This is a genomic window from Intestinicryptomonas porci (assembly GCF_033971905.1).
GTDB lineage: Bacteria > Verrucomicrobiota > Verrucomicrobiia > Opitutales > Intestinicryptomonadaceae > Intestinicryptomonas > Intestinicryptomonas porci.
In genome coordinates this window covers 26,980-53,066 of sequence record NZ_JALBUT010000001.1, presented here as the reverse complement: position 1 = coordinate 53,066, position 26,087 = coordinate 26,980, and the positions used below count along the sequence as shown (strand labels likewise).

36 protein-coding genes are annotated in these 26,087 nt (G+C 48.1%); 2 read left to right on the top strand and 34 right to left on the bottom strand.

The window, feature by feature from the left end; translation table 11 throughout:
* Both leuD and MOX91_RS00300 read right to left on the bottom strand, forming a co-directional pair.
* Entirely contained in the window at positions 1–600 is a 600-nt protein-coding gene (leuD, locus tag MOX91_RS00305) for a 3-isopropylmalate dehydratase small subunit (protein ID WP_370396076.1), read from the bottom strand.
* A gap of 94 nt (positions 601–694) precedes the next feature.
* Positions 695–1,312 carry an EF-hand domain-containing protein gene (locus tag MOX91_RS00300; RefSeq protein WP_370396075.1) on the bottom strand — a complete coding sequence of 206 codons (618 nt, stop codon included), beginning with the start codon at positions 1,310–1,312 and terminating at the stop codon, positions 695–697.
* Positions 1,313–1,475: 163 nt separating this feature from the next.
* Here MOX91_RS00300 and MOX91_RS00295 point away from each other — a divergent pair, with 163 nt between their 5' ends.
* Entirely contained in the window at positions 1,476–1,832 is a 357-nt protein-coding gene (locus MOX91_RS00295) for a type II toxin-antitoxin system RelE family toxin (protein ID WP_370396074.1), read from the top strand.
* A gap of 7 nt (positions 1,833–1,839) precedes the next feature.
* Positions 1,840–2,754, top strand: a complete 915-nt coding sequence (pssA, locus tag MOX91_RS00290) for a CDP-diacylglycerol--serine O-phosphatidyltransferase (RefSeq protein ID WP_370396073.1) — start codon at positions 1,840–1,842, stop codon at positions 2,752–2,754.
* Between the two features lie 714 nt (positions 2,755–3,468).
* Here pssA and MOX91_RS00285 read toward each other — a convergent pair.
* The 32 genes from MOX91_RS00285 to rplD all read right to left on the bottom strand — a co-directional run bounded on the left by MOX91_RS00285 (position 3,469) and on the right by rplD (position 26,081).
* Positions 3,469–4,101, bottom strand: a complete 633-nt coding sequence (locus tag MOX91_RS00285; RefSeq protein WP_370396072.1) for a sugar transferase — start codon at positions 4,099–4,101, stop codon at positions 3,469–3,471.
* 139 nt (positions 4,102–4,240) lie between these two features.
* Positions 4,241–6,736 carry a DNA gyrase subunit A gene (gene gyrA, locus MOX91_RS00280; protein WP_370396071.1) on the bottom strand — a complete coding sequence of 832 codons (2,496 nt, stop codon included), beginning with the start codon at positions 6,734–6,736 and terminating at the stop codon, positions 4,241–4,243.
* Between the two features lie 18 nt (positions 6,737–6,754).
* Complete coding sequence (gyrB, locus tag MOX91_RS00275; RefSeq protein ID WP_370396070.1) at positions 6,755–9,247, bottom strand: DNA topoisomerase (ATP-hydrolyzing) subunit B; 2,493 nt, start codon at positions 9,245–9,247, stop codon at positions 6,755–6,757.
* A 272-nt stretch (positions 9,248–9,519) separates the two neighbouring features.
* Positions 9,520–10,260 carry a hypothetical protein gene (locus tag MOX91_RS00270; protein ID WP_370396069.1) on the bottom strand — a complete coding sequence of 247 codons (741 nt, stop codon included), beginning with the start codon at positions 10,258–10,260 and terminating at the stop codon, positions 9,520–9,522.
* A 176-nt stretch (positions 10,261–10,436) separates the two neighbouring features.
* Positions 10,437–11,978, bottom strand: a complete 1,542-nt coding sequence (gene guaA, locus MOX91_RS00265) for a glutamine-hydrolyzing GMP synthase (protein ID WP_370396068.1) — start codon at positions 11,976–11,978, stop codon at positions 10,437–10,439.
* Positions 11,979–11,989: 11 nt separating this feature from the next.
* The gene (locus MOX91_RS00260; RefSeq protein ID WP_370396067.1) at positions 11,990–12,208 is read right to left on the bottom strand and encodes a hypothetical protein; all 219 of its coding nucleotides are present in this window, start codon (positions 12,206–12,208) and stop codon (positions 11,990–11,992) included.
* Between the two features lie 80 nt (positions 12,209–12,288).
* Positions 12,289–12,837: a 50S ribosomal protein L17 gene (gene rplQ, locus MOX91_RS00255; RefSeq protein WP_370396066.1), complete on the bottom strand. Its 549-nt coding sequence runs from the start codon at positions 12,835–12,837 to the stop codon at positions 12,289–12,291.
* Between the two features lie 23 nt (positions 12,838–12,860).
* On the bottom strand, positions 12,861–13,859 hold the full coding sequence (locus MOX91_RS00250; RefSeq protein WP_370396065.1) for a DNA-directed RNA polymerase subunit alpha: 999 nt from the start codon (positions 13,857–13,859) through the stop codon (positions 12,861–12,863).
* A 26-nt stretch (positions 13,860–13,885) separates the two neighbouring features.
* Positions 13,886–14,494: a 30S ribosomal protein S4 gene (rpsD, locus tag MOX91_RS00245; protein ID WP_370396064.1), complete on the bottom strand. Its 609-nt coding sequence runs from the start codon at positions 14,492–14,494 to the stop codon at positions 13,886–13,888.
* A gap of 24 nt (positions 14,495–14,518) precedes the next feature.
* Complete coding sequence (gene rpsK / locus MOX91_RS00240; protein WP_370396063.1) at positions 14,519–15,007, bottom strand: 30S ribosomal protein S11; 489 nt, start codon at positions 15,005–15,007, stop codon at positions 14,519–14,521.
* Positions 15,008–15,026: 19 nt separating this feature from the next.
* Positions 15,027–15,401: a 30S ribosomal protein S13 gene (gene rpsM, locus MOX91_RS00235; protein WP_370396062.1), complete on the bottom strand. Its 375-nt coding sequence runs from the start codon at positions 15,399–15,401 to the stop codon at positions 15,027–15,029.
* 80 nt (positions 15,402–15,481) lie between these two features.
* Positions 15,482–16,246 (bottom strand): type I methionyl aminopeptidase, encoded by a 765-nt coding sequence (map, locus tag MOX91_RS00230; RefSeq protein ID WP_370396061.1) that lies wholly within the window; start codon positions 16,244–16,246, stop codon positions 15,482–15,484.
* An 82-nt stretch (positions 16,247–16,328) separates the two neighbouring features.
* Complete coding sequence (gene secY / locus MOX91_RS00225) at positions 16,329–17,789, bottom strand: preprotein translocase subunit SecY (protein ID WP_370396060.1); 1,461 nt, start codon at positions 17,787–17,789, stop codon at positions 16,329–16,331.
* A gap of 19 nt (positions 17,790–17,808) precedes the next feature.
* On the bottom strand, positions 17,809–18,255 hold the full coding sequence (rplO, locus tag MOX91_RS00220) for a 50S ribosomal protein L15 (RefSeq protein ID WP_370396059.1): 447 nt from the start codon (positions 18,253–18,255) through the stop codon (positions 17,809–17,811).
* Positions 18,256–18,274: 19 nt separating this feature from the next.
* A complete protein-coding gene (gene rpsE, locus MOX91_RS00215) occupies positions 18,275–18,778 on the bottom strand; it encodes a 30S ribosomal protein S5 (protein ID WP_370396058.1) in 504 nt (167 codons plus the stop codon).
* 15 nt (positions 18,779–18,793) lie between these two features.
* On the bottom strand, positions 18,794–19,156 hold the full coding sequence (rplR, locus tag MOX91_RS00210; protein ID WP_370396057.1) for a 50S ribosomal protein L18: 363 nt from the start codon (positions 19,154–19,156) through the stop codon (positions 18,794–18,796).
* A 30-nt stretch (positions 19,157–19,186) separates the two neighbouring features.
* Complete coding sequence (gene rplF, locus MOX91_RS00205; protein ID WP_370396056.1) at positions 19,187–19,735, bottom strand: 50S ribosomal protein L6; 549 nt, start codon at positions 19,733–19,735, stop codon at positions 19,187–19,189.
* Positions 19,736–19,749: 14 nt separating this feature from the next.
* The gene (gene rpsH / locus MOX91_RS00200; RefSeq protein ID WP_370396055.1) at positions 19,750–20,145 is read right to left on the bottom strand and encodes a 30S ribosomal protein S8; all 396 of its coding nucleotides are present in this window, start codon (positions 20,143–20,145) and stop codon (positions 19,750–19,752) included.
* A gap of 19 nt (positions 20,146–20,164) precedes the next feature.
* Positions 20,165–20,470: a 30S ribosomal protein S14 gene (rpsN, locus tag MOX91_RS00195; RefSeq protein WP_370396054.1), complete on the bottom strand. Its 306-nt coding sequence runs from the start codon at positions 20,468–20,470 to the stop codon at positions 20,165–20,167.
* 4 nt (positions 20,471–20,474) lie between these two features.
* Positions 20,475–21,050, bottom strand: coding sequence for a 50S ribosomal protein L5 (gene rplE, locus MOX91_RS00190; RefSeq protein WP_370396053.1), 576 nt, complete (start codon positions 21,048–21,050; stop codon positions 20,475–20,477).
* Positions 21,051–21,082: 32 nt separating this feature from the next.
* The gene (gene rplX / locus MOX91_RS00185) at positions 21,083–21,328 is read right to left on the bottom strand and encodes a 50S ribosomal protein L24 (RefSeq protein ID WP_370396052.1); all 246 of its coding nucleotides are present in this window, start codon (positions 21,326–21,328) and stop codon (positions 21,083–21,085) included.
* Position 21,329: 1 nt separating this feature from the next.
* The gene (rplN, locus tag MOX91_RS00180) at positions 21,330–21,695 is read right to left on the bottom strand and encodes a 50S ribosomal protein L14 (protein ID WP_370396051.1); all 366 of its coding nucleotides are present in this window, start codon (positions 21,693–21,695) and stop codon (positions 21,330–21,332) included.
* A gap of 17 nt (positions 21,696–21,712) precedes the next feature.
* On the bottom strand, positions 21,713–21,985 hold the full coding sequence (rpsQ, locus tag MOX91_RS00175; RefSeq protein WP_370396050.1) for a 30S ribosomal protein S17: 273 nt from the start codon (positions 21,983–21,985) through the stop codon (positions 21,713–21,715).
* Between the two features lie 15 nt (positions 21,986–22,000).
* Positions 22,001–22,186, bottom strand: coding sequence for a 50S ribosomal protein L29 (gene rpmC, locus MOX91_RS00170; protein ID WP_370396049.1), 186 nt, complete (start codon positions 22,184–22,186; stop codon positions 22,001–22,003).
* Positions 22,187–22,201: 15 nt separating this feature from the next.
* Positions 22,202–22,630 (bottom strand): 50S ribosomal protein L16, encoded by a 429-nt coding sequence (rplP, locus tag MOX91_RS00165; RefSeq protein ID WP_370396048.1) that lies wholly within the window; start codon positions 22,628–22,630, stop codon positions 22,202–22,204.
* Between the two features lie 26 nt (positions 22,631–22,656).
* A complete protein-coding gene (gene rpsC / locus MOX91_RS00160) occupies positions 22,657–23,289 on the bottom strand; it encodes a 30S ribosomal protein S3 (protein ID WP_370396047.1) in 633 nt (210 codons plus the stop codon).
* Positions 23,290–23,305: 16 nt separating this feature from the next.
* The gene (rplV, locus tag MOX91_RS00155; protein ID WP_370396046.1) at positions 23,306–23,641 is read right to left on the bottom strand and encodes a 50S ribosomal protein L22; all 336 of its coding nucleotides are present in this window, start codon (positions 23,639–23,641) and stop codon (positions 23,306–23,308) included.
* A gap of 19 nt (positions 23,642–23,660) precedes the next feature.
* A complete protein-coding gene (locus MOX91_RS00150; RefSeq protein WP_370396045.1) occupies positions 23,661–23,996 on the bottom strand; it encodes a hypothetical protein in 336 nt (111 codons plus the stop codon).
* Between the two features lie 13 nt (positions 23,997–24,009).
* Entirely contained in the window at positions 24,010–24,288 is a 279-nt protein-coding gene (gene rpsS, locus MOX91_RS00145; RefSeq protein WP_370396044.1) for a 30S ribosomal protein S19, read from the bottom strand.
* Positions 24,289–24,292: 4 nt separating this feature from the next.
* Positions 24,293–25,138 (bottom strand): 50S ribosomal protein L2, encoded by an 846-nt coding sequence (rplB, locus tag MOX91_RS00140; protein WP_370396043.1) that lies wholly within the window; start codon positions 25,136–25,138, stop codon positions 24,293–24,295.
* A 15-nt stretch (positions 25,139–25,153) separates the two neighbouring features.
* Positions 25,154–25,447: a 50S ribosomal protein L23 gene (rplW, locus tag MOX91_RS00135; RefSeq protein WP_370396042.1), complete on the bottom strand. Its 294-nt coding sequence runs from the start codon at positions 25,445–25,447 to the stop codon at positions 25,154–25,156.
* 4 nt (positions 25,448–25,451) lie between these two features.
* Complete coding sequence (rplD, locus tag MOX91_RS00130; protein WP_370396041.1) at positions 25,452–26,081, bottom strand: 50S ribosomal protein L4; 630 nt, start codon at positions 26,079–26,081, stop codon at positions 25,452–25,454.
* Positions 26,082–26,087 lie beyond the last annotated feature (6 nt).

The following is a 26,087-nucleotide window of genomic DNA, read 5'->3' as shown; positions in this document are numbered from 1 at the left end:
CTACTTCATGTAAGGGAGAGTTGACGCAAGCTTCGATGTCTGCGCTTCCGCTTCCAAAAGCTCCGCAATCGGATCCCAAACCCCGTTGCAAAGAGCCTTGCGGGAATTTTCGGGCATAGAGCATTTGCAAGAAAAATCCTTGCAGGAAATTTCGAGTTTTTCCAAGTCGATAACGATTTCCGCCTTCGGGTCTTCCTCAATCAACGCCGCGATTTTCGCGATGTCTGAAGAGCTTGCCATAACGCAAGGAATGCCGATTGTCGTGGAGTTGCCAAAGAAAATTTCGGCAAAACTTTCGGCTATGATTGCACGGAAGCCGTAATGCCAAAGAGACTGCGGAGCGTGCTCGCGCGACGAGCCGCAACCGAAATTTGCGCCGCTTAGAAGAATTGAAGCTCCCTTGAAGCGAGCATCGGTAAGCGGATGCTTTTTATCGCTGCCGTCCGCATTTTTGCGCTCGTCATAAAAAGCATACTGCCCCAAGCCTTCAAAAGTCACGCATACCATGAAACGCGCGGGAATAATTCTGTCGGTGTCAATGTCGTTGCCGGGGACAAATACGCCCCTGCCTTCTACTTTTTCAATTTTACGCAAAGCCATAATTGTGTATAAAAGATAGACTCCGCGCTTTCAATGTCCACAAAAAAACGCGAATTCCGTTCGGTTTTCGCGCTTTTGCTTTCCGTAAATTCAACTATTCCGACTTTGCCTCTGCTTTCGGAAGCGCAAGCTCGTCCAAGTCTTCGGGCATAGGATGGCGGAATCTGGGTCTTTCCGGACGCATCTGCCTTTTGTCGGGGCGGAGCTGCTTTCCCTGGCGCGGAGCGGCTTCATCTGCATTGGGAGGCGGAGGAGTTTCGCCATCGGCATTCGGCGGCGGCATCATTGCACCCTTTGCGCGGGGTCTTTCGCCGCGAACCTGCGGAACTCCGTCGGGGCGTCCGCGCCTTGACGACATATCGGCAAACATTCTGCGCTGTTTTTCGATTAACGGCACCAGTTCTTCCGCGGAAAGCTTGCCGTCTCCGTCCTTGTCAAACTCCTTCAAGACCCTCTCGGCATACTTTTTTTGCATTTCCTCGAAACGCTTGCGGCGTTCTTTGAGGGAAGATTTAGCCTCCGCAAGCTCCGCTTCGTTCAAGTACCCGTCTCCGTCCTTGTCAAACTGCTTTAACATTCTGTTTTTGAACGACTCGGGAAGTTTTTGAGAATCCGCATTTGCGGGCTGTTCCTGCTTTGGCGCGCCGTCTTCCGCAAACATCGGCATTGCGGCAAAAGAAAGAGCGCAAATGATTGATATTATTTTTTTCATGGTTGTACTAATTTATGGGTTGTGGTTTAAATCGGTTTACGCCCATACAAACAACGACACAAAAAAAAAGTTTCAAATTTTTTCTCGTAATCAGCATTTAAAGGCGGATAATATAACTTGCAATTTGAAACTAACAATATTTTAATTTGGGGGATTTTTTAATATGTATCAGGTAAATTTCAGCAATCAGGCGATGGGCGAAATCAACAAGCTCTCCAAGCCCGCGCAATTCGAGATTATCGAAAAGCTCAGCTCCATCACTCCCGAAGACTTGGCGTCAGGCAAGGGAGAATTGGGGTCTTTCCACCGTTTTGGCAGAAATTTTTACAGACTGCGCGTCGGAGACTACCGCATATATTTTGAAATCAGCGAACAAAACCAAACAATTTCCGCAAACTACGTCCTGCACAAGCACACGCTTGCCGATTTTGTGTTCCGCTTCAAGCTCCCGTTTACGGAAGAAACAATGATTGAGCAGGAAGATAATTTCTGGAAATACTTGGAATCATTGAAAAAATAATAAATTTATGACACAAGAAAAACCGGCACTTTGGTCAAACGTCCACCAGGCAAGCAAAATCTACATCCTGCCAAACTTCTTCACGGCGGGAAATTTGTTTTTCGGCTTCTTGTCAATAATCCTTTGCATGCGCGGCAGATTTGACGCCCAAACGGAATCGGCAATACATACGATTGCAAATTTCTTCGTAAAGACGGATCCTAAAACAAACCCGAGCGCAAGCTACTACGTCGTTGCGATACTCGCGATTTTGCTTTCCGTTTTCTGCGATGCCCTCGACGGCAGAGTGGCGCGCGCAAGCGGCAAAACTTCTCTTTTTGGCAAGGAATTCGATTCCATTGCCGACTCCATTGCATTCGGAGTTGCGCCGAGCCTCTTGACATTCCTATTGACTTTAAATCCGATGCACGAACAGTTTTCAGAGCGCATGCAAAGTTTTATATCGCCTATCGGGTGGTTTGTCGCGTTCATATATCTTCTTTGCGGGTGCATTCGCCTTGCGCGCTTCAACGTAATCACAAATCCGTACATCGCGGGTCATGAAAAATACGAAAAAGGGGATTTCAGCGGACTTCCCGTTCCCGCCGCGGCAGGTGCAATGTCTTCAATCGCGCTTACGATGCTGCATTTGGATCTTTGGAACTACACGCTTTGGATTGTGCCTGTAATGCTGCTCATTTCATTTTTGATGATAAGCAACATACCTTATCCATCATTTAAGCATATAAACTGGAATACCAGTGCAAGAATTCGCTCTTTTGTCGCTATAATAGCATGCATATTTTTAATTATTTACATGGGTGTTTACAGTTTCACGATTATATTTTTGTTGTACATATTGATTCCGCCGATGATGTATTTGCCCAAGCTATACAGTATTTTGTCATATTTATTCGGCAAAAAATTGAAAAAAACGGAATAAAGCGGAATGGGCAAAAAAACAAAAAAATCTAAAAGATAAAGAGCTAACGCTTCCATAGTAGATAGATTTTTTGCCCATTCCTCGCGCTCCATGTTGGTTTTGCTCAGGGGGCAGTACAAAGTACAGCTCCCCATTCGCAAAACACAACAGCATCGCGCGTTTATTCCGTTTTTTATGTCCCAAAGCCCACACCTATCAAACAACTTAACGAAATTCCGTCTCCATTCCAAAACGGCGTATCAAATATATTTTTTTAATCAGGGGGTTATTTTTTTGTTTTACGACCCAAAGTCCACATCTATAAAACATCACATACTTTACAGTTAACGTCTCCGTAGTAGATAGATTTTTTTCCCATTTGTACTCACATTTACATTTCGACATGTTTGAATCCTAAATCTTTTATTGTGAAGTTGTTTGATAGATTGTGTAAAAAATAAGTCCTAATTTAAATTCAGCTACTTGATACGTTATGTTGGAATTGGTACGGGATTGCACCAAGCTGTTTGATAGGTGTGGGCTTTGATACGCAAAAAACGGAAGAAATGCCCGATGCTCTTGCGGATTTCGAGGCGTCAGCGTACAAATGTACGCAAGTCCGAAGAAATCCCAAGATGGAGGGCAAGGAATGCGAAAAATATCTTTTACGGATGCCTTAGCTCTATATTAAAAAAATGATTTTTCATTTTTCGCATTCCGCTTTATTCCGTTTTTTTATTTTTTGACGCGGGGGTCGTTATTAATCCCGCCAACGTCGTCAAGCCCTTGAACGTCCGTATATTTCGTGCTGTCATCTGCAAACAACACCGCAAAAACGGTCAGAAATATAATTTTTAAATCGAGCCAAAACGAAATGTTGTCAACATATTCAATGTCAAAAGAATACTTTACACTGTACTTTAAATTGTTGCGACCGTTGACTTGGGCAAGCCCCGTAATGCCCGGCAAAACACTCGACCTGCGGCGGTACTGCTTGGGCATACTTTCAACAGTAGAAATCATAAGCGGACGGGGGCCTATCATAGACATGTCGCCTTTCAAGACATTGAAAAGCTGGGGAAGCTCGTCGATTGAAAAACGCCTCAAAAAAGAGCCGACTTTGCAAATTCTGTATTCGTCGGGAAGAAGATTTCCGTCTTTGTCAAAAGCGTCTTTCATCGTTTTAAGTTTGTAAACATAGATTTTCCTCTCGTACAAACCTCCGCGTTCTTGAATAAACAACGCATTTTTGGAAACGAAAATTTTTGAGAGCAAATAGCCTAACAGCAAGATGGGAGATAAAGCCACAATCAAAGAAACAGACATAAAAATATCCATCGCTCTTTTAACTTTTAAATACCCCTTCATTCGAGAATCGTATTAATAAAAATATAAGTGTAAATTATTCCCATTTTTACAAAAAAGTAAATATTTTTTTATCAGTTGGAAATCGGACAAAAAAAGCGGCGGAAGGGATTTCCCTTCCGCCGCCCAAAAGAGCATTGAATTATTCCTGCGCAGGTTCGGAAGACGAAGCCTCTGCATTTCCTTCAACGCCGCCTTCTTCTGCGGAGACATCGTCGCCGTCGCGGGTATTGACAACGCGCGATATACCGACAAGCTTGTCGCCTTCCGCAAGGTTAATCAAGCGAACGCCCTGAGTTGTTCTGCCGATTACTCTGATGTCCTTTACGGGGGAGCGAACAGCCTGCCCGCCCTGTGTGAACATCATAATTTCATCGTCTTCGCGCACTGACAATGCGCCCGCAACACCGTGAGTTTTGATTGCAATAACGCCCGAACCGCCGCGGTTTTGAAGCCTATATTCATCGTAATTCGTGCGCTTGCCCTGTCCGAGCTCGCCCGCGATTAGCAGAGTTGAACCGCTGTCAACCACCACTACCGCCTTGACGCAGTCGTTTTCCTTTTTGAGGGTGACGCCCCTTACGCCGCGTGTCGCCCTGCCCTGCGCGCGCAAATCGTTTTCGCTAAATCTAATCGACATGCCCGCATAGGTTATAAGCACGACTTCGGAATCTTTTTCAGCCAAAACAACGCCAATCAAATCGTCGCCTTCATCTAAATTGATGCCGATTATGCCGCCTTTTCGGCAGTTTTTGTAGTCGGAAAGAACTGTCTTTTTAACGACGCCGTTTTTGGTTGCCATAATGAGGCTCTTGTCGGCATCGTCCAAATTCTTTACGCAAATCATAGCCGCGACTTTTTCATCGGGCTGCAAGTCCAAAACATTTTTGATTGAACGCCCCTTTGAAATTCGGGTACCTTCGGGAATTTCGTAAACCTTGTGGACATACACCCTGCCGTTGTTCATAAAGAACATGATATAATCGTGCGTGGAGGCGGTAAAGAGATGCTCTATGAAGTCTTCGTCGTACTGCCCCGAACCGATTACGCCCTTGCCGCCGCGCTTTTGGGAGCGGTACGCGCTTACGCCCGTGCGTTTTATGAAGCCGTTGTGCGAAACCGTAATGATGCAGCCTTCGTTTGCGATTACGTCTTCCATGCGGAATTCGCCCTCTTCTGCGACAATCTGCGTGCGGCGGACGCCTGCATACTTCTTGCGCATTTCCTGCAAGTCTTCTTTGATTACCTTCAAAAGCTTATGTTCGTTTTCAAGAATTGAACGGTATTCCTGAATGAGCTTCATAAGCTCCATGTATTCGTTTTCGATTTTTTCGCGTTCGAGACCCGTGAGCTGGTAGAGCCTCATATCCAAAATTGCGTTCGTCTGGCGTTCCGAAAGCGGATATTTCGCCATCAAAGAAGACTTTGCCTCGTCGCGGTTTTTGCTTGCGCGGATAATTTTTACAAAATCGTCGAGGTTGTTGAGCGCGATTTTAAAGCCTTCCAAAATGTGCGCCCTGTCTTCCGCCTTTCGGAGAAGGAACTGCGTGCGGCGGTAAATGACGTCGCGGCGGTGCTCGATGTAGCACTCTATCATTTCCTTGATGTTCATCTGCTTTGGTCTGCGCTTGTCAAGAGCAAGCAAAATCGCGCCGAAAGAAGATTCAAGCGGTGTATGCTTGTAGAGCTTGTTCAAAACGACTCTCGGAGCTTCGCCGCGTTTAAGCTCGATGACAATGCGGGTGTTCTTGTCGGACTCGTCGCGCAAGTCACTGATTTCTGTAATGACTTTTTCGCTTACCAAATCCGCGATTTTTTCGACCAAGGCGGCGCGATTTACATTGTAGGGAATTTCAGTGATTACAATCTGTTCCTTGCCGTTTTTAAGGTCCTCGACATGCGCAACGCCACGCATTTTGACGATGCCCTTGCCCGTTTTCATATAGCTTTCGATGCCGCTTCTGCCGGTAATTACGCCGCCTGTCGGGAAGTCGGGGCCGGGCAAAAGCTTTATGATTTCGTCAATGGAAATCGAAGGATTGTCGATAATCGCGCAAGTTGCGTCTATGAGTTCGCCAAGATTGTGCGGAGGAATGTTTGTCGTCATGCCTACAGCGATGCCCGTTGAGCCGTTCATTAGAAGGGCGGGCAAGGCGGACGGCAAAACGGACGGCTCCGTCGTCGATTCCTTGTAGTTCGGCACAAAGTCAACCGTGTCTTCGTCGATGTCGCGCAAAAGCTCTTCGGCAAGCGCGCTCAATTTACACTCCGTGTATCGGTATGCCGCCGCGCTGTCGCCATCGATTGAACCGAAGTTGCCCTGGGGCATTACGAGCGGATAACCCATGACCCAATCCTGCGCAAGGCGCACCAATGTGTCGTAAACGGAGCTGTCGCCGTGCGGGTGGTAGTTTTTAAGAACTTCGCCGACGACGCCCGCGCATTTGTCAAAAGCCCTGTTGTGGAGCAGCCCTTCGCGCAACATTGCGTACAAAATTCTGCGCTGCACAGGCTTCATGCCGTCGCGCACATCGGGAAGCGCACGGGAAATAATGACCGACATCGAATAGTCGATGTATGCGCCCTGCATTATGTCCGTAATGCTGGCAGGCAATACTTTTTCGTTTTCTGCGTACATAGTAAATTCCTTCTAAAATCAGATGTCCAAGTAAGATGCGTTGAGCGCATTGTCTTCGATAAACGCGCGGCGTATCGGCACGTCTTCGCCCATAAGCATTGCAAAAGTACTGTCTGCCAAAGCGGCATCTTCAATGGAAACGCGCAAGAGAGTGCGCTTTTCGGGGTCCATCGTCGTTTCATAGAGCTGGTCGGGATTCATTTCGCCCAAGCCTTTATAACGCTGGATTGACATGCCCCTCTTGCCGAGTTCGCGAATTTTCGCAACCATTTCAAGAGCCGTGAATATCGTCTCCTGCGCGACTATTCCACCGTCGGAATTCTTTTCTATGAGCTTGAAGCGCGGCTCGTCGGAAGGCGAATAAGCCTTGTCGTCAAAGCCGAGCTTTTCCAATTCCTGCAAGACTTTTTCTATTTGGTGGGCTTCGTAAATTTCATAAACGCCAATGCGCTGCTGGACCTTGTTGCCGTTTTCATCGAGAACTTCGCGAATGGTCGCCGCGCTGAAAAGGTCTTCGGTATTGTCGAACTCGACAAAGAACTGCGAACGCTCCTCGTCGTTAAAGAGGAAGCGGAATTCCTCCTTGTTGCCCGTGCGGATGCGGGCGACATAGCGCGGCATAAGACCGTCCCTGTCCGAATTTATGTAGGAAGAGAACTGGCAACCGTAGCGGGTTATGCCGCTTGACAATGTTTCAAGCCTCGACAAAAGCTCTACGATTTTATCAACCTTCGACGAATTGAATTCGAGATTGTCCGACAAGCGCACAAGCGTCAAATTCTCAGAACCAAGCTCAATCAAAATCTTGTTCATTTCCGCATCGTTCATAACGTAGCGTTCGTTCTTGCGGCGTTTGATTTTGTAAAGGGGCGGCTGCGCGATATAAACATATCCGTTTTCAATCAAGCCGCGCATTTGGCGGAAGAAGAAAGTGAGAAGCAAAGTTCTGATGTGGGAACCGTCAACATCGGCATCAGTCATAATCACGATTTTGTGGTAGCGCGCCTTTGAAATGTCGAACGCGCCTTCGCCCTCTTCGCCAATGCCCGTGCCGCAAGCGGTAATCATCGTCTTGATTTCATTGTTGCCCAAAACCTTGTCAAGACGCGCCTTTTCAACGTTTATGACCTTGCCCCTAAGCGGCAAAATCGCCTGGTAACGCCTGTCGCGCCCCTGCTTTGCAGAACCGCCCGCAGAGTCGCCTTCGACCAAGTAAAGCTCGCACAAAGACGGGTCTTTTTCGGAGCAGTCCGCAAGCTTGCCCGGAAGTCCGCCCGCGCTGATTGCCGTTTTGCGGACAGTTTCGCGCGCCTTTCTTGCCGCTTCTCTTGCGCGCGCCGCATTGATTGTCTTTTCAATGATGCGCTTTGCGATTTGCGGATTTGTCTCGAAATAATATTTCAAATTTTCGCCGACAACCTTTTGAACAATGCCGTCAACTTCGCTGTTTGAAAGCTTTGTCTTTGTCTGACCTTCAAAACGCGGTTCGGGAACTTTCACGGAAATTACGGCAGTCAAGCCTTCGCGAACGTCGTCCCCTGAAATTTTGATGTCTTTATCCTTCTTTTCCTTCAATAAATTGTTGGCGGATGCGTAATTGTTTATGACGCGCGTAAGGGCAGTCCTAAACCCGCTAAGATGCGTGCCGCCTTCAACGTTGAAAATAGAGTTTGCGTAAGCGTAAATCTGGTCGGTGTAAGAATCGTTGTACTGCAAGGCAATATCAACAATTATCTTGCCGCCCGAAGGAGCGTCGGAATCTCCCGAAAAAGAAATGACTTTCGGGTTTACGACATTTTTCGCCTTGTTTAGGAACATCACATATTCGGCAATGCCGTCCTTAAAACAAAACTCCTCTTCCTTGTTTATGCGCTCGTCGGACAGCACAATGCGAACTCCAGGGTTCAAGAAAGCAAGCTCGCGCAGACGCTTTGCTAGAATTTCATATTTGAATTCGCGCGTTTCCTCAAAAATCACGGGGTCGGGCAAAAACGTGATTTTAGTGCCCGTTGTTTTGGTCGAACCCGTGATTTCCATCTTGCGGGTTGTCTTGCCGCGCGAAAATTCCATTCTGTGGATTTTGCCGTCCCTGCGGACTTCGACTGAAAATTCGATTGACACCGCGTTTACGCACTTCGCGCCAACCCCGTGCAATCCGCCTGAAACCTGGTACGCGCCCTTGCCGAATTTGCCGCCCGCGTGAAGGTTTGTCATTACAAGCTCCAAGGCGGGAATTTTGTACACAGGGTGAATATCAACAGGAATGCCGCGACCATTGTCCTCAATGGAGCACGCGCCGTCGGAATGCACGGAAACCTTTATGACAGTGCAGTACCCCGCCAAAGCTTCGTCTATGGAATTATCCACGATTTCAAACACACAGTGGTGCAAGCCCCTCTCGTGAGTGTCGCCGATATACATATCGGGACGTTTTCTTACGCCTTCAAGACCTTCAAGCTTTTGAATTTTTGAAGCATCGTACTTGTCGTTTTTCTTTATGTCGTCTGCCATTTTTTGTTTTTATTTAATAAATTGATTTTAGATAACGGGAAATTGCGCCAATGAAATTTTGCGAAAACGCAAGCATTTTTTCTAAAAAAATCCGCCGATTTCCCCACTTTTTTCACGCTCATATTTATACTATATAAGCGCATTTGAATTGCAAACTTTTTTAAAAGTTTTTTGCATTTTTTCGGCGCGCCTTTCCATTGCACAACCTACTGCTTTTCAATAATTTGAGTTGAAAAATTCCGGTTCCCCCAAAAACCTGCTCCCCCGCCTTTTCATTTCGACAAACTTCCAAACAAAAACAAGGCTGAAAATATGGCGACAAAGCAGGCAAGCATCAACCAAACTTGCAAATATAGCGACTTCGATTTTTTGGAAAACAATCTCAATCGCTTGTCTTTTACGCGTATTCTCAAACAGCCCTCGGATGCGTCGCCGTCGAAAATTTTTAATTTTCTGCCGGCGGGAGCAATGTCGTAAAAAAACTTGTAAATAGTATAGGCAGAAAAAATTTCTTCCGTATCAAAAGTAACAACTTCCAATGCCCCCGCCTCCAAAACAAACGGCGGCTTTTTATTTGAAACAATCGCGGCCTCCACAGGAAAATAAACAAGCTCTTCTTGAAATTTTCCATGAACTTTCTTTCTCTGCCACTGAGCCGACAAAAATCCGATTTTCTCAATTTTTAACGCTTCCTGCGAAGTATTCCACAGCTCGATTGAGACTTGCTTTGCAATTTCCCCTTCAAGCGAATCTATTTGAAGCATTGTTTTCAGTTCATAACGCTTTTTTTGCTTAAAAGAAATCATCACAAAAACAAATACAAACAGAACAAGCGCAACTGCCGCAACTATAAGAACGTTATCAAGCCACCTAAAAGTCTTATCAAAAAAGTCAAAATCATTTGCAAATGCACCGCAAATAAAAAGCATAAAGACGAAAGAAAACAATACAACCGACAAAATCCTGCAAACAATTTGTATCCTGTTTGCAATTAACTTATCTGTAATTTTCATTTTGTAATTATTCTAAAACTTTGAAAAAAACACAACCCTATTCACCAAAATTTATCAAATTGTAAATGCTGTTTAAATACTTTGATTTTTCTCCAAGCCCGCAAAATAAGAACCGTATGCAGACAAAAAAAATTGCGCTTGGAATATGGCTCCAAGCGCAATTTAAAATTTCTATTTTATTCCCATTCGATGGTTGACGGGGGTTTTGAAGAAATATCAAGGCATACCCTGTTGACGCCCTTTACTTCGTTAATTATACGGTTTGAAATTTTGGCAAGCAATTCATGAGGAATGTGCGCCCAGTCCGCCGTCATTGCATCCAAGCTTTCCACTATGCGAAGCGCAATTACATTGTCGTATGTGCGCTCATCGCCCATGACGCCAACCGTTTTCACTGGCAGGAAGACGGCAAAAGACTGCCACACCTTGCCGTAATATCCGCTCGACTTCATTTCCTCTATGAGGATTGCATCAGCTTCGCGCAATACGTCCAAACGCTTTTTTGTGATTTCGCCGACAACCCTCACGCCCAAGCCGGGTCCCGGGAAGGGATGACGCCACAATACGTCATGCGCCAAGCCAAGCTCTTTGCCGAGAGCGCGCACTTCGTCTTTGAAAAGTTCGCGCAAAGGTTCGAGAAGTTTTAACTTCATACGCTTCGGCAAGCCGCCGACATTGTGGTGGCTCTTAATCAAAGATGCGGGATTTCCGTCGATTGAAACACTTTCAATAACGTCGGGATAAAGCGTGCCCTGCGCCAAAAAGTCAACCTGCCCGATGCTCTTTACGGTTTTATCAAACACTTCAACAAACGTCTTGCCGATAATCTTGCGCTTGCGTTCGGGGTCAGTTACGCCCTTCAATTTTTTGAGGAAAAGCGGAGCCGCCTTGGCTGTGATGAAACGCATTTTGAAATTGCGCTTAAAAAGGTCTTCAACAGACTTGCGCTCATTCTTTCTCAAAAGCCCGTTGTCAACAAACACGCAGGTAAGCTGGTTGCCGATTGCCTTGTGGATTAACGCCGCCGCAACAGAAGAGTCAACGCCGCCGCTCAAACCCAAAATCACCTTCTTGTCGCCGACAGTTTCGCGGATTTTCGCGATTGCGCGCTCAACGTAGTCAGACATATTCCAGTCGCCCTTGCAACCACAGATGCCAAACAAAAAATTCTTTATGATTTCAATCCCCCCGATGGTGTGCGCGACTTCGGGGTGGAACTGCATTCCGAAGAATTTACGCTCCTTGTTCTCAATCAAAGCGTATTCAGAATTTTCGGTTGTCGCTATGGCTTTAAAGCCCTTGGGTAGCTTCACCAAGCGGTCGCCGTGCGAATTCCAAACGGTCATCGGAGACTTTATGCCCTTTAAAAGAAGGCTGTCGGAAGACTTGAAAGAAAGCTTGCCATGCCCGTATTCGCGCTGTTTTGAAGAAACGACTTCGCCGCCGAGCATCTTGCCCATCAACTGCAAACCATAGCAAATCCCCAAAACGGGAACACCCATCTCAAACACCTTCGGATCGGGGCGCGGAGATTTTGGCGACAGCACGCTTGCCGGCCCGCCCGACAAAATCACGCCGCACAAATCGTCGCCCTTGATTTTGGACGCTTTTGTGTTGTATGGTAAAATTTCCGAATAAACGCCACACTCGCGAATGCGGCGCGCTATAACCTGCGTGTACTGGGAACCGAAGTCGAGAACTATAATTTTCTGATTCATGGTATTTTTTGTTAGAATTTGATACGTCCGTTTCTATAGCCGCAAACGGGGCAAACCGCAGATTCGCCTGCCGCGCGGGATGTGTAAATCGACCTGCATTTTAGGCAATGATAGACATTTTCGCGCATTCTCTTCCGATAGGAACCTACATACGCCCTATCCGCAAGAAACGCGCTTATGGCGGCCGCCGCCAAAACAACGCAAGCCACAGTTGTGAAATATATCGTCATTGCCTTTCTTGAAAAAAACGCAAAACGCGCCCGAAAAAGGACGCGTTGTTTGCGGAATTGAAAAAATCAAAGAAAACCCCTTATTCCGCAGCCTTTTCAGCGTCCTCCGCAGGAGCGGCTTCCGCTTTCTTGGTTGTCTTCTTGGCAGTTTTCTTGGTTGCGGCTTTCTTTGTCGCCACTTTCTTTGCAGTCTTTTTAGCGGCGGGTTTCTTTGCCGCCTTATAGCCTTCGTCGTCGGCTTCGATAAGCTCGATTAACGCCATGTGCGCGGCGTCGCCTGCGCGGGGAACAAGCTTATATATGCGAGTATAGCCGCCCTTGCGGTTTACGAACTTGGAGACTTTGCCTTCCTTGTCTTTTGAACCAAAGAGCATTGCAACTGCTTCGACGTCGCGAATGCGGGCGATTGCCAAACGGCGGTAGTGCAATTTAACAGCCGCATCTTCAGAAGCCGCCGCATTCTTTGCCAAAGTAATGATTTTTTCGGCAAACGGACGCAATGCTTTTGCTGATGCGAGAGTTGTTTCAATTCTGTCATGGCGGAAAAGAGCCGCCGCAAGAGACGCCATAATGGCGGCGCGGTGTTCTTTTTTTACGCCCAATGTGTGCTTATGTTTTGAATGACGCATTTTAAATAATTTCTTTTAAAGTATTATATGGTTGCCGTATCAATCAGGCGTTCGTCTATCTTCATACCCAAAGACAAGCCCAACTGCTCCAACTTACCCTTAATTTCGTTGAGAGATTTTTTGCCGAAATTGCGATATTTCAACATTTCCTGCTCCGACTTCATTGCCAATTCGCCGACAGTGGTGATGTTTGCGTTGTTTAAGCAATTTGCCGCGCGGACGGAAAGTTCGATTTCGTTTACGCTCATGTTCAAGAGCTTCCTCAAACGGTTCTGCTCTTCGCTTACTTCGCGTCCCGCAGTTTCAAATTCGATGTCCTGCTCGTTCACCTTGTCGAACACGTCGATGTGGTGCTTCAAGATGACTGCGGCTTCCTTCATCGCTTCGTCGGGAGTAATGCAGCCGTTTGTCCAGATTTCAACCGTCAATTTGTCAAAGTCAGTCATCTGCCCGACGCGGGTCGGGTCAACAGAATACTTTACCAATTCAATCGGGCTGAACAAGGAATCAACGGGAATTACACCTATGGGCTGGTCGGCATACTTGTTTTCTTCTGCCGGACGCCAGCCGCGACCTTCGCAAATTTCAACTTCCGCAACAAAACGACGCTTGAAATCGAGTGTGCAAATTACCTGTTCGGGATTTACGATTGTGATATCCGAATCCAACTGAATGTCGGCGGCGGTTACAGGACCTTCCTTTTCGACATCAATCATCAGACGCTTCGGTTCGCGAGTCGCGCTCTTAATCTTGATTTTTTTGAGGTTCAAAACGATGTCGGTAACGTCTTCAACGATACCTTCAACGCTCTGAAATTCGTGATCCACGCCCTCAATCTTGATAGAGCTGATTGCAGCCCCTTCAATCGATCCCAAAAGAACTCGACGCAAGGCATTGCCTATTGTGTAGCCAAAACCCGTTTCAAAAGGTTCCGCCACAAACTTCGCATAAGTTTCGGTAGCTGTTGCTTCGTCTTTTACAAGACGTTTGGGCAACTCAAATTTTCCAAGGCGCTTTGCCATTTTAGTTCCTTTTGTTAATTGAAATATTATCGTGAATAGAATTCAACAATCAACTGTTCGTTGATGGTCTTATCCATTTCGTCGCGTATGGGAAGACGGTTTACGGTGCCTTTGAACGCGCCGTCAACCCTGTCGAGCCATGCGGGAGGATTGCGCAAAGCGGATTCGTCCAAGCTGCGCTGGGCAAGCTGGCGGGAACTTGACTTTTCGCGGACTTCAACTACGTCGCCCGGCTTGCATGTGAAACTCGGAATGTCAACCTTTGCGCCGTTTACCTGAACATGGCCGTGTGTAACGAGCTGGCGCGCCGCCTTGCGTGTGCGGCCGAAACCCAACAAATAAACGATGTTGTCGAGGCGCACTTCCAAAAGCTGCATAAACACTTCACCCGTAACGCCGCCCTGACGCTTTGCGCGTTCAAAAGTGAGGCGGAACTGCTTTTCGGTAAGACCGTACATAAAGCGCAATTTCTGCTTTTCGGTAAGACCCATGGAATAGTCTGTGACGCGGCGGCGCAAACGCGGCCCGTGAATGCCGGGCAAATACGCCTTGTTTGTCATAGCCTTCTTTGCGTTGAAAAGCGCAGTGTTGAAACGGCGATTAATTCTCTGTGTTGGACCTGTATAACGAGACATTTTAAAATTCTCCTGATTTTGAAATTATACGCGGCGACGTTTGCGGGCGCGGCATCCGTTATGCGGAACCGGCGTCACGTCAGCGATGGATACAACGATAAAGCCCAATGCCTGCAAAGAGCGAATAGCCGCATCGCGACCCATGCCCGGACCCTTTACCTTCACTGCGACTTCCTTCATGCCGTGGCTCATGGCAACCTTGCCTGCGTCCTGAGTTACGACCTGCGCGGCATAAGCGGTGCTCTTTCTCGAACCGCGGAAGTTCATTTTGCCCGCGCTCGACCAGCTGATTACATTGCCCTGCTGGTCAGTGAAAGAAACTTTCGTGTTATTGAAAGTGGCGTTGATTGAGCATACGCCCGTGTGGACGTTCTTGCTGCCCTTTGCCTTGCGAATTTTGATTTCGCCGAGCTCTTCGCTCAACAAATCCTTTGCAGTCGGCTGGGAAGGCTGCTGTTCCTGAACCTGCTCTTCGGCAACCGTTGTTTCCTTTATTTCTTTTTCTTCGCTCATTTAAAATCCTTAAAGTTTATTATGCTTTCTGACCTACGCCGACAGTCTTGCGCTTGCCTTTGCGGGTGCGCGCATTCGTGCTTGTGCGCTGGCCTCTTACGGGCAAACCGCGCATATGCCTCAAACCGCGATAGCTCTTGATTGCGCTCAAACGCTTTAAGTTCGACATGATTTCGCGACGCAAATCGCCTTCAAGCTTGAACTGGTTGTCAGCAATCACCGTCATGATTTTGTTGATGTGCTCTTCGTTCAATTCCTGAGCGCGCATTTCTTCTGGAATGCCCGCTTCCTTGCAAATCAACTTTGCGCGTACAGGGCCAATTCCGTAGATGTATCTGAGCGCATATTCAACGCGCTTATTGTTTGGTATGTCAACACCGAGTAGTCGTGCCATATTTATTTAATGTGTTAAAAGATTTTATATAATGATGTTTTTTTTCGATTTGAAAAGCTTTTTTTTCAAAAAAAACAATTCTACTCGCAGACAGTGAGAATTTCAGGCTCTCCGTCCGTAATTAGAACCGTGTGTTCGGAATGACTGCTCGGTTTGCCGTCCAAAGTATAAACCGTCCAACCGTCCGAACCGATTTTTATGTCGGGCTTGCCCATTGCAACCATAGGCTCTATGGCTATCGTCATTCCGGGGCGAAGCAACGCTCCCGTTCCCGCCTTGCCATAGTTCGGAACTTCGGGTTCCTCGTGCAAATGCCTGCCGACTCCGTGCCCCGTAAATTCCCTGATAACCGAATATCCCGCATCTTCAACATACTTTTGAATTGCCGCGGAAATATCTCCAACCCGATTGCCCGCCAATGCCTGCGCTATCCCGACATACATTGACTCTTCAGTGATTTTGACAAGCCTTGATACTTCGGGGCTTGCCTCGCCTATCACAACCGTTCGAGTGTTATCGCCTACGAACCCTTGATAGACCACGCATACATCCATGCTAACTATATCTCCGGATTTCAGCACCCTTTCAGGCGTTCCAATTCCATGGATAATCTCGTCATTAACCGATACGCATATATAACCCGGATACTTCAAACTGCCACATTTGTATTTATAGGAAGCACTCCTGCAAGAATACTTCTCCATAATATCTTTGGCCGCCCGGTCGATTTCCCAGGTGGATATGCCGATACGTGCCATTTGGCAGAGCTCATTTAGCACTTTCGCGGCAATCACGCAAGCTTGGCGCATGATTTTCAATTCCCTTTCGGATTTAATGCTAATCATACGGCGCGCCGTCTATTTTGAAATTAAAATTTTAAAGAACATTTTTTCAAATGCGCCGCCTTTTAAAAAACGGCGCATCTCCTTATAAAACAAACGCCTTAACAGCCCAAGAAGTCAAGCCAACCACAAGAATTATGATTAGCGGCGTCCAGAGCGCCCAAAGCGATTTAAGCTGGTTTGAATCAATCAACCTGCGGGCTTCGCCCACACTGCGCCCGCGAATGCGACCCTTTTTGAGGAAGCCGTCATAGTGGCGCTGCAAAAGATAGGTTTCAACCTGCCTCATCGTGTCGAGAGCGACGCCAACGGCAATCAATGCCCCCGTACCGCCAAAGAAGTGCGCGATTTTCGGAGGAATATTCCACTGCATCATCAGCATCTGCGGCAATATCGCAATTATCAAAAGGAATATCGAACCCGCCAATGTCAAACGCGTCATCACATAGTCCAAGAACTTTGCCGTCGGCTCTCCGGGGCGAACGCCGGGGATGTAGCCGCCATAACGCTTCAAATCATCGGCAATCTGCAACGGCTTAAACATAATCGACACCCAAAAATAGCTGAAAAGCAAAATGAGGACGCCATAAACCGTCGTATAGACTGTTGGGCTGAACTGTCCGAAAATCTGCTGCGGAAAGAGCAAGAGTGCGCTTGCGAAGATAATTGGCATAACGCCCGCATAATTTACCTTCAAAGGCAAATATGAGGACTGCCCGCCCATAATCTTGTTGCCCACCATGCGCTTTGCGTACTGCACGGGAATTTTTCTTGTCGCCTGAGTAACGGCAATGATAGCCGCCGTAACGACAAGCAAGAGAGCAATCATTATTGCCGCCTGAGGTATGCCGCCCATTGCAGCGCCTTCCGCGCCTATCGGACGGTTGAATACGAGCATGTACGCCTGCGAGAACGCGCCCGGCAAGTCGGCGACGATGCCGACCGTAATCAAAATAGATATGCCGTTGCCGATGCCCCGCTGAGTAATCTGCTCCCCAAGCCACATCAAAATCATGCACCCCGTAACAAGGAATATTACCGATGTCACAAAGAACAAGGATAAATTCGACGCAACCACGATGTTTCCGAACTGATTCGGATCAAAACCTGTAAATAAAGTACCCGGCTTCCAAATAATCGCGTACATCATGAGCATGCCCTGAACAGCCGCGATTAAAATTGTGAGATAACGGGTGTACTGCGAAATTTTCTGCCTGCCCATCTCGCCTTCCTGCATAAGGCGCGCGAGACTCGGAACAACCGCCCCCATAAGCTGCAAAATAATAGAAGCACTGATGTACGGCATGATGCCGAGCGCGAAAACCGCACCCTGCATCATTGCGCCACCTGTGAACATATTATAAAGACCAACCAATCCGCCGCCGTCATTGGAGCCGGAAGCGTAGTAGGCCTGCAACGGGGTCGGGTCAATGCCCGGCAGAGGAATTGCCGCGCCAACACGAGCGATAAAAATCAACCCGAGCGTCAAAAATATGCGCTGACGCAGTTCGGGAATTTTAAAGCAATTAGTAAAGGCGCTAAACATGTCAATTCCTTCCCTGAAACTATTCGTTTACAACGGCCTTACCGCCTGCCGCTTCAATCTTTTGGACTGCCGAAGCCGAGAACTTGTCGGCTTTCACGACAAACTTCTTTGTGAGCTTGCCGTTGCCCAAAACCTTTACGAGATTGTCGCTTGCCCTGACCAAGCCTGCCTTGACCAAGTCGTCCCTTGTGATTTCTTCAAGGTTCAACTTTTCGAGGCAGCCTACGTTTACGACAGCGTAATCGACAGTAAAGTTCTTGTTGTTGAAGCCGCGATGCGGAAGTTTGCGGTACAAAGGCATCTGACCGCCTTCAAAACCCGCTCTTACGCCGCCGCCACTGCGGGCTTTCATACCCTTGTGACCTCTGCCGGAAGTGCGACCATGACCACTGCCAAGACCGCATCCCTTGCGCTTGGAGTAGTGCTTTGCACCCTTTGGATTTGAGAGATTGCTTAAATTTGTCATTGTTAAAATCTCCTTTGTTTTAGCTTCTCAATGCGGAAATAGCTTCCGCAGTGCGGAGCTGGTGAAGAGCGCGCAATGTCGCGTTTACCATAGCCGAATCGTTGTTGGAGCCGAGGCTCTTGCTCAATACGTCCTTGACGCCTGCCGCTTCCAAGACAGCTCTCACGCCACCGCCTGCGATAACGCCCGTACCGGGAGCAGCCGGACGGAGCAATACTTTGCCGCCGTCGAATGCGCCGATGACTTCGTGGGGGATTGTGTTATCCTTCAAGCATACGGTTGACATATTCTTGCGCGCACGTTCCGTAGCTTTCTTGATGCAGTCGGGAACTTCCTTTGCCTTGCCGAAACCTACGCCGACCAAGCCCTTGCCGTCGCCCAAAACAACGAGCGCGGAGAATGTGAAACGGCGACCGCCCTTCACAACCTTTGCGCAACGATTGATGTGCACGACTTTTTCAATAAATTCCGGAGCTGCAACTTCTTCGCGAGCGCCTTTGCCACTTTTAATATCTTTAGCCATTTTTCTTTCCCGCAATTAGAAGTTAATGCCAGTCTGGCGAACCGCGTCCGCAAAGCTCTTCACGCAGCCGTGATAGCGGCGGGAGCCTCTATCCAAAACAACCGCAGTAACGCCTGCCGACTTCATTTTTTCGCCAAGTTTTGAACCCAATGCAACAGCACCCGCAACGTTCGCCAAAATCTTCTCGCCGTTCAATTCCTTGCTCAAAGAGCAAAGGGATACGAGAGTCTTGCCTTCTTTGTCGTCGATGCACTGTGCGCAAATATGCTTGTTGGAAAAACGCACTACCAAGCGGGGGCGTTCCGCCGTGCCGAAAACACGGCTGCGTACGCGCCAACGACGCTTTTGTGCCAACATCTTTTTCTTTTCGAGTTTCATATAAAAATCCTTCTCTAATTAAGACAAGCGTTAAGCCGTCTTCTTGCCTTCCTTCCTGCGGATAAATTCGCCGCGGATTCTCACACCCTTGCCCTTGTAAGGCTCTACAGGGTAGAAGTTTTTGATGTCCGCCGCAACCTGTCCGACGAGGTGCTTGCTTGCGCCTGAAATAGTAAGCATGGGATTGCGGTCAGGCAATTCGCCTACAACAACCGTAATGCCTTCGGGCACCTGATATACGCAAGGATGCGCATAGCCGAGAGCCAAAGTCAAAACATTGCCTTTTAGTTCAGCCTTAAAACCTACGCCGTAGATTTCAAGGATTTTTTCAAAGCCTTTGGATACGCCTTCCACCATTGCGTTTACAACGCTGCGGGCAGTGCCGTGCATTGCTCCCGAAAAACGGGAATTGGATGCGGGCGCAAAATGAACCGCGCCGTCTTCCAACGTGATTTTTACGGCGGAAGCAAACGTCTTTTCGAGTTTGCCCTTCGGACCTTCTACTTTAACGGTATTTCCGTCAACGGCAACTTTTACGCCTGCCGGAATTACCACTGGAAGTTTACCTATTCTACTCATATTCCAAAACTCCCTTACCAAACTTTGCAGATTAACTCACCGCCCGCCTTGTTCTTGTGGCAATCGCCGTCTGTCAAAACGCCGCGCGATGTGGTGAGGATGGAAATGCCCATGCCGCCCAATACGCGGGGAATGTCAGAACAAGAGTAGTACAAACGACGTCCCGGCTTGCTTACGCGTTCGATTTGCGTAATTGCAGGAACTCCGCCAACATACTTCAAGGTGATTTCTATTTTCTTTTCAGCCTTTTCGCCCGAAACCGCGAAATCTGCGATGTAACCGTTATCTTTCAAGATTTTTACGATGCCTTCGCGGATGTTCGACCAAGATGCGGAGCAAGAATCCTTGCGCGCATTGCTCGCGTTGCGAATGATTGTCAAAAAGTCGCCAATATTATCGTGTGATGCCATATCGATATTCCTTCCTTAATTACCAAGACGCCTTTGTAACGCCCGGTATCTTGCCGTCGAGAGCCAACTCACGGAATGTGATACGGGAAAGACCGAACTTGCGAATGTATGCGCGCGAACGACCCGAAATCGAGCAGCGGTTCCTCAAGCGGATTTTGGAGGAGTTGCGCGGCAATTTTGCCATAGCTTTCTGGGCCGCGAAAAATTCTTCGTCCGAAGAGTTCGGATTGGAGAGAATTTTCTTCAGCTCAGCACGCTTTGCGGCGTACTTGGCAACGAGCTTTTCACGCTTCAAATTTCTTTGGATTGATGATTTTTTAGCCATAATTTTACTTAGCCTCCGTTGTTACAGCGTCTGCATTGGGTTTGCGGAAAGGCATGCCCAACTGCTTCAAAAGCTCGCGGCCTTCATCGTCGGTTTTTGCCGTTGTCACGATTGTGATGTCCATGCCCAGATTTTTACGGTTGGGGTCAACTGTAATTTCGGGGAAAATTGTGTGGTCTGCCACGCCAAAGCTGTAATTGCCATGGCCGTCCAAGCGGGTGCCTACGCCGCGGAAGTCGCGGATTGACGGAAGCACGATGTTTATAAACTTATAAAGGAATTCCCACATGCGCGCGCCACGCAATGTCACCATAACGCCGTTTGCCTGACCTTCGCGAAGCTTAAAGTTCGCAATGCTCTTGCGCGATTTGGTGATTACGGGCTGCTGACCCGCAAGCTTTGCTATTTCCTTGACTACTTCCTGCACCCATTCTTTTGAGTTTTCGCTGCGGATACCCGAGCTGATAACGATTTTTTCAAGATTGGGAACATTGTGCGGATTTGAATGGTTCAACACTTTTTCAAGCGCGGGAACCACTTTTTCCGCATACATCTTTTTTAATACCGGTGTATTGTTCATTGTTTTTTATTGTTTGAGTCGCTGCTTACGCCTTACTTCTTTTTGGAATCAAAACGCCCAGCCGACATTACATTTGAAATGTGCAAAGACTGCTCGCGCTCAACGATTGCCCCTTCGGGATTTTTTTCGCTTTTGCGCTCGTGGTGCTTTCTCATGTTTACGCCTTCAACAAGAACGCGCTGCGCCTTCGGGAAAACCGCCAATACTTTGCCTCTCGAGCCCTTTGCAGAACCCGAAATAACTACAACTTCTTCGCCTTTTTTTACGCTGTTTTTCATATTAGAGTACCTCCGGTGCGAGAGAAATAATCTTCATAAAGTTCTTTGAACGCAATTCGCGCGCAACGGGCCCGAAAATGCGGGTGCCTTTCGGATTGCCGTTATTGTCGAGAATTACGACGGCATTTGAGTCAAAACGCAAGTATGAACCGTCGGCTCTGCGAATCGGAGCCTTTGTGCGGACGATAACCGCCTTGGCAACAGTGCCCTTCTTGACGGCGGCGTCCGGAGTTGACGATTTTACCGCAACCACAATCGTGTCGCCGATTTTTGCGTTTCTGCTAATTTGACCGAGGCGGCGAATCATCGCCACTTCCTTAGCGCCGGTGTTGTCTGCAACAACTAATCTTGTCTGCATCTGTATCATTGCAATATCTCCTTGGACTATGCCGTTACGGGTGCTTTTTCAATGATGCGCACTACGCGGAAACGCTTCATCTTGCTGAGCGGACGCGTTTCTGCAACTTCAACTTTGTCGCCCAATGCGCACTCGTTCTTTTCGTCGTGGACGTGAATTACGGTCTTGCGGCGAATTTCCTTGTGGTACAACGGATGCGGCACTTTATAAAAGTACGTAACCTTAATGCTCTTGTCGCCTGAGCGCGATGTGACCACGCCGACGATGCTCTTACGGAATTTTCTTTGAACTTCAGCCATTTTTATGCCTCTCTATTATTTCTTCTGGCTCTTTATGGTTTCAAAACGGGCAATATCGCGACGCAAAACGCGGATGCGCCCCGTGTTTTCAACCTGACCTGTTCTTTTGCGGATGTTGAGACCGAGCAATTCGTCGCGCATTTCGCGCAATTTCTTGTCGAGTTCTTCAACGGAAAGCTCTCTTATATCTTTCGATTTCATTGTCAACCTCTCATCTTAGAGTATTTCAACGCCTTCGCGAACGATAAAGCGGCAACGGAATGGCAGTTTGCCGTCCGCAAGCCTCATTGCTTCGCGAGCCTGAGATGCAGGAACACCTGAAATCTCAAACAAAATAACACCCGGCTTAATGACTGCGCACCAGTATTCAACCGCGCCCTTACCCTTACCCTGACGAGTTTCGGCAGGCTTCTTGGTTACAGGCTTGTGCGGGAATATGCGCATCCAAACTTTGCCCTTACGTTTCAAATATCTGTTAATCGCAACACGAGCCGCTTCGATTTGGGCTGCCGTGCAACGGCCTCTGTCGAGAGCCTGGATTGCATAGTCGCCGAAAGAGATGCTGTCGCCGCCCTTGGCGTCGCCGTAGATGCGCCCCTTTTGGACTTTGCGATACTTCGTTCTTGTTGGAAGTATATTTGCCATCTTGTTAAACTCTTCCTAATTTAAAATTATAGTACGTCTTCGGGCTTCAAGCACAACCAGCATTTTACGCCGATTTTGCCGTAAAGCGTATGCGCTTCGGTGAAGCCGTAGTCGATGTTTTCACGCAATGTCTGCAAGGGAATGCGGCCTTTTCTCTGCCATTCCGTGCGGGCGATTTCCGCGCCGCCCAAACGGCCTGAAATCTGGATTTTGATGCCCATTGCGCCCAATGCCATTGTCTGGGTAATCGCCTTTTTGATTGCCCTGCGGAAAGAAATTCTGCGTTCCAACTGCAATGCAACGCTTTCCGCAACGAGGTATGCAACCAAGTCGGGCTTCTTCACTTCCTGAATGTCAACCAAAACGTCCTTGCCGATGTACTTTGCCAAGTCGGCTTTAAGCTGTTCGAGCAACGCGCCCTTCTGACCGATTACAACGCCCGGACGAGCCGTATAAATCTTGACGCGAATGCGCTGACCCGCGCGTTCAATAAAGATTTTCGGCACAGATGCGCCCTTTAATTTTTCGCGGAGAAATTCGCGAATGCGATAATCTTCCGCCAAGAATTTGGAATAATCCGCCTTGTTTGCGTACCAGCGCGAATCCCAGTCGCGGCGTACTGCAAGACGAAAACCTCTCGGATTTACTTTTTGTCCCATATGCTATTTCTCCAAATTACTTCTCGTCGCTCAACACTATTGTGATGTGGCTTGTGCGCTTGCGGATAGGATGCGCACTGCCGCGCGCAACAGGACGGTAGCGCTTGAACGCTATGCCTTGATTAACTATCGCAGACTTCACCTTCAACGATGCCGCCGATACGCCATTGTTATTTTCTGCATTTGCAATTGCACTCGCAAGTGTCTTTGCAATCAATGCCGCGCTCTTTCTCGGCACAAGACCCAAGATTTCGAGAGCTTCCGCAGCATTAAGCCCCTGTATTTTACGGGCGACTTCGCGTACCTTCTTGTCGGACATACGCGCAAACTTTGTCAATGCTTTTACTTCCATTTTCGTATTTGTTTTAAATTTATTTGGTTATGTCGAACTTTACCATCGAGCCGGGAACGATGTTTGCCCCGTCAATCGCCAAAGCCACGCTTTTTGTTAAAGCAGATTCCGCAACCATTATTTTGGCAGGAGTTCCGTCGGGATTTTCCACCCTGCAGACCACGCCCGCCTTCAAACCTTCGCGCAATCCCCCTTTAAGAACAATCAAATCCGCCGACGAAGACTTATCAACAGCTAAAACCGAAATGCCTTCGCCCGCGTCTTTGAAAGTTTCAGAAAGTATCCCTTCGGCGCAAAGAACGCCTGTCGAAAGCAAAGCTCCGATAAATACGCCCTTTGTGCAAAGTTCAAACATATCCGTCTCTCTATTATTGAGCAGCCTTCTTAGTGTGCGGCTGGTGACCCTTAAAGAAGCGTGTCGGGGCAAATTCGCCCAACTTGTGTCCGACCATGTTTTCAGTTACATAGACGGGCACAAACTTCTTGCCATTGTGAACATTGAAGTTCAAACCGACAAAGTCCGGAGTGATTGTCGAACGACGCGACCATGTCTGAATGGGTTTGCGGGAATCCGTTTTAACGGCTTCGTCAACCTTTTCAAGCAAACTCTGGTCAACAAATGGACCTTTTTTAATAGAACGTGACATTGTATTACCTCTTTACTTTCTTGCCGTTGCGCCTCAAAACAATCTGAGAATTTGACGGTTTGCTCTTAATTCTTGTCGGATAACCCTTTGCGAGCTGACCCCACGGAGATACCGGATGGTCGCCACCGGAAGTCTTGCCTTCACCACCGCCTTGCGGGTGGTCAACAGGATTCATCGCAACACCTCTTACGCGCGGCCTGCGCCCCATCCAACGACGGCGCCCTGCCTTGCCGAGGCTCTGGTTTGAGTGTTCTGCGTTGCCAACGACGCCCAATGTTGCGCGGCAGTCGGCATTAAGCAAACGAACTTCGCCGCTCGGCATCTTGATGGTTGCAACGTCGCCTTCAACTGCGACCAACTGCGCGCTTGAACCTGCGCCACGAACCAACTGCGCACCCTTTCCGGGCAACATTTCAATCGCGTGAATGCGGGTTGCCGCGGGAATCAATTTGAGGGGAAGCGCCATGCCGACTTTGTATTCTTCCTGCTTCTTGTTTGTCGAAATGATGGTGTCGCCCTTTTTCAAGCCTTCGGGAGCGATGACGTAGCGAATTTCGCCATTGTCATACTTCACCAATGCAATGTAGGAAGTGCGGAACGGGTCATATTCGATTGCCTGAACGGTTGCGGGAACATCAAGGATGTCGCGCTTGAAGTCAATGCGGCGATAAAGCTTCTTATGACCGCCGCCGCGACGACGCGAAGTAATGCGGCCGTAGCAGTTGCGACCCTTGGAACGATGCACGCTTTCAGTGAGCGAGCGTTCCGGACGCTTGTTTTCGACTTCGTTTCTGCTTAACTCAGTGTATCTGAGAGCAGGTGTCAAAGGTCTTCTTTTAATAATAGCCATTTCAAATGCCTTTCATTATACGAGTTGAATGCTCTGACCTGCGTCGAGAGTTACAATCGCCTTCTTCATTGCGCCCTTGATGCCAACCGTTGCGCGGCGGGTGCGGGATACCTTTACCTTGCCCTTCACGTTGACGATGTTAACGCGCTTTACTTTTACTTTGAAAAACTTTTCAACCGCCTGCGCAACTTCGGTCGCGCTTGCATTGTCGTCAACTTCAAAAGTGTACTGGTTTGCAGTTGCTTGAAGATTTGCCGCCTTTTCAGTTACGCGGTAACCTTTCAAAATCTTTTCAGGTGAAATACTCATTTTCTTACTCCTTGTTTGCGCGAGCCAATACAGTGTCGAAACCCTTGCCCGATACGATGATTTGGTCGAAGCGAGTCAAATCAAAAGCGTTGAGCTGTGCCGTTTCGCAGAATGCCACGCGTTCGATGTTGCGCGACGCCAATGCGACTTCGTCGGAGAACTGGTCGTCAACGAGCAATACCTTGCCCTTTTCAAAAATCTTTGAAAGCGTTGCAACCATGTCCTTGGTCTTCTTTGAAGGCGCTGCAAATTCTTCGATAACCACAATCTTTTCAGCGGAGCACTTGTTAAACAATGCGCGCTTGAATGCGAGCTGGCGAACCTTCTTGTTCGTCTTCAAAGACCAGTCGCGGGGAACAGGACCGAATACGACAGCACCGCCGCGGTGGATTACACTCTTGAACGTGCCATGACGAGAACGACCGCCGCCCTTCTGCTTGAAAGGCTTTCTGCAAGTGCCGCTTACATGGCCGTAGTCCAAAGTGGACGCGTTGCCCTGGCGAGCGTTTGCCTGATATGCAACCAAAGTTTCTTTAAGAGCGAATACGCCCTTGTCGCCTTCGAATGTAGGAATGTTTGCAAATTCCTTTTCAACGAAGCTGCTACCGTCTGATGTATATACTTTTAATTTCATTTGTGT

What these genes read in the sequence shown, in the direction of transcription:
- rplF (WP_370396056.1), bottom strand. Translation starts at nt 19,735, where the DNA reads ATGAGTAGAATAGGTAAACTTCCAGTGGTAATTCCGGCAGGCGTAAAA.
- rpsM (WP_370396062.1), bottom strand. Translation starts at nt 15,401, where the DNA reads ATGGCACGACTACTCGGTGTTGACATACCAAACAATAAGCGCGTTGAA.
- rpmC (WP_370396049.1), bottom strand. Translation starts at nt 22,186, where the DNA reads ATGAAATCGAAAGATATAAGAGAGCTTTCCGTTGAAGAACTCGACAAG.
- rplE (WP_370396053.1), bottom strand. Translation starts at nt 21,050, where the DNA reads ATGAACAATACACCGGTATTAAAAAAGATGTATGCGGAAAAAGTGGTT.
- rplW (WP_370396042.1), bottom strand. Translation starts at nt 25,447, where the DNA reads ATGAGTATTTCACCTGAAAAGATTTTGAAAGGTTACCGCGTAACTGAA.
- rplB (WP_370396043.1), bottom strand. Translation starts at nt 25,138, where the DNA reads ATGGCTATTATTAAAAGAAGACCTTTGACACCTGCTCTCAGATACACT.
- rplV (WP_370396046.1), bottom strand. Translation starts at nt 23,641, where the DNA reads ATGGAAGTAAAAGCATTGACAAAGTTTGCGCGTATGTCCGACAAGAAG.
- MOX91_RS00285 (WP_370396072.1), bottom strand. Translation starts at nt 4,101, where the DNA reads ATGAAGGGGTATTTAAAAGTTAAAAGAGCGATGGATATTTTTATGTCT.
- rpsD (WP_370396064.1), bottom strand. Translation starts at nt 14,494, where the DNA reads ATGTCTCGTTATACAGGTCCAACACAGAGAATTAATCGCCGTTTCAAC.
- secY (WP_370396060.1), bottom strand. Translation starts at nt 17,789, where the DNA reads ATGTTTAGCGCCTTTACTAATTGCTTTAAAATTCCCGAACTGCGTCAG.
- rpsQ (WP_370396050.1), bottom strand. Translation starts at nt 21,985, where the DNA reads ATGGCTGAAGTTCAAAGAAAATTCCGTAAGAGCATCGTCGGCGTGGTC.
- MOX91_RS00150 (WP_370396045.1), bottom strand. Translation starts at nt 23,996, where the DNA reads ATGTTTGAACTTTGCACAAAGGGCGTATTTATCGGAGCTTTGCTTTCG.
- gyrA (WP_370396071.1), bottom strand. Translation starts at nt 6,736, where the DNA reads ATGTACGCAGAAAACGAAAAAGTATTGCCTGCCAGCATTACGGACATA.
- MOX91_RS00270 (WP_370396069.1), bottom strand. Translation starts at nt 10,260, where the DNA reads ATGAAAATTACAGATAAGTTAATTGCAAACAGGATACAAATTGTTTGC.
- gyrB (WP_370396070.1), bottom strand. Translation starts at nt 9,247, where the DNA reads ATGGCAGACGACATAAAGAAAAACGACAAGTACGATGCTTCAAAAATT.
- rpsN (WP_370396054.1), bottom strand. Translation starts at nt 20,470, where the DNA reads ATGGCTAAAAAATCATCAATCCAAAGAAATTTGAAGCGTGAAAAGCTC.
- MOX91_RS00250 (WP_370396065.1), bottom strand. Translation starts at nt 13,859, where the DNA reads ATGGCAAAGCGCCTTGGAAAATTTGAGTTGCCCAAACGTCTTGTAAAA.
- rplO (WP_370396059.1), bottom strand. Translation starts at nt 18,255, where the DNA reads ATGACAAATTTAAGCAATCTCTCAAATCCAAAGGGTGCAAAGCACTAC.
- rplD (WP_370396041.1), bottom strand. Translation starts at nt 26,081, where the DNA reads ATGAAATTAAAAGTATATACATCAGACGGTAGCAGCTTCGTTGAAAAG.
- rpsS (WP_370396044.1), bottom strand. Translation starts at nt 24,288, where the DNA reads ATGTCACGTTCTATTAAAAAAGGTCCATTTGTTGACCAGAGTTTGCTT.
- guaA (WP_370396068.1), bottom strand. Translation starts at nt 11,978, where the DNA reads ATGAATCAGAAAATTATAGTTCTCGACTTCGGTTCCCAGTACACGCAG.
- rpsK (WP_370396063.1), bottom strand. Translation starts at nt 15,007, where the DNA reads ATGAGCGAAGAAAAAGAAATAAAGGAAACAACGGTTGCCGAAGAGCAG.
- rplP (WP_370396048.1), bottom strand. Translation starts at nt 22,630, where the DNA reads ATGGCAAATATACTTCCAACAAGAACGAAGTATCGCAAAGTCCAAAAG.
- pssA (WP_370396073.1), top strand. Translation starts at nt 1,840, where the DNA reads ATGACACAAGAAAAACCGGCACTTTGGTCAAACGTCCACCAGGCAAGC.
- map (WP_370396061.1), bottom strand. Translation starts at nt 16,246, where the DNA reads ATGATTAGCATTAAATCCGAAAGGGAATTGAAAATCATGCGCCAAGCT.
- rplQ (WP_370396066.1), bottom strand. Translation starts at nt 12,837, where the DNA reads ATGCGTCATTCAAAACATAAGCACACATTGGGCGTAAAAAAAGAACAC.
- rpsE (WP_370396058.1), bottom strand. Translation starts at nt 18,778, where the DNA reads ATGGCTAAAGATATTAAAAGTGGCAAAGGCGCTCGCGAAGAAGTTGCA.
- rplN (WP_370396051.1), bottom strand. Translation starts at nt 21,695, where the DNA reads ATGATACAGATGCAGACAAGATTAGTTGTTGCAGACAACACCGGCGCT.
- rpsH (WP_370396055.1), bottom strand. Translation starts at nt 20,145, where the DNA reads ATGGCATCACACGATAATATTGGCGACTTTTTGACAATCATTCGCAAC.
- MOX91_RS00260 (WP_370396067.1), bottom strand. Translation starts at nt 12,208, where the DNA reads ATGACGATATATTTCACAACTGTGGCTTGCGTTGTTTTGGCGGCGGCC.
- rplX (WP_370396052.1), bottom strand. Translation starts at nt 21,328, where the DNA reads ATGAAAAACAGCGTAAAAAAAGGCGAAGAAGTTGTAGTTATTTCGGGT.
- leuD (WP_370396076.1), bottom strand. Translation starts at nt 600, where the DNA reads ATGGCTTTGCGTAAAATTGAAAAAGTAGAAGGCAGGGGCGTATTTGTC.
- MOX91_RS00295 (WP_370396074.1), top strand. Translation starts at nt 1,476, where the DNA reads ATGTATCAGGTAAATTTCAGCAATCAGGCGATGGGCGAAATCAACAAG.
- rplR (WP_370396057.1), bottom strand. Translation starts at nt 19,156, where the DNA reads ATGAAACTCGAAAAGAAAAAGATGTTGGCACAAAAGCGTCGTTGGCGC.
- rpsC (WP_370396047.1), bottom strand. Translation starts at nt 23,289, where the DNA reads ATGGGACAAAAAGTAAATCCGAGAGGTTTTCGTCTTGCAGTACGCCGC.
- MOX91_RS00300 (WP_370396075.1), bottom strand. Translation starts at nt 1,312, where the DNA reads ATGAAAAAAATAATATCAATCATTTGCGCTCTTTCTTTTGCCGCAATG.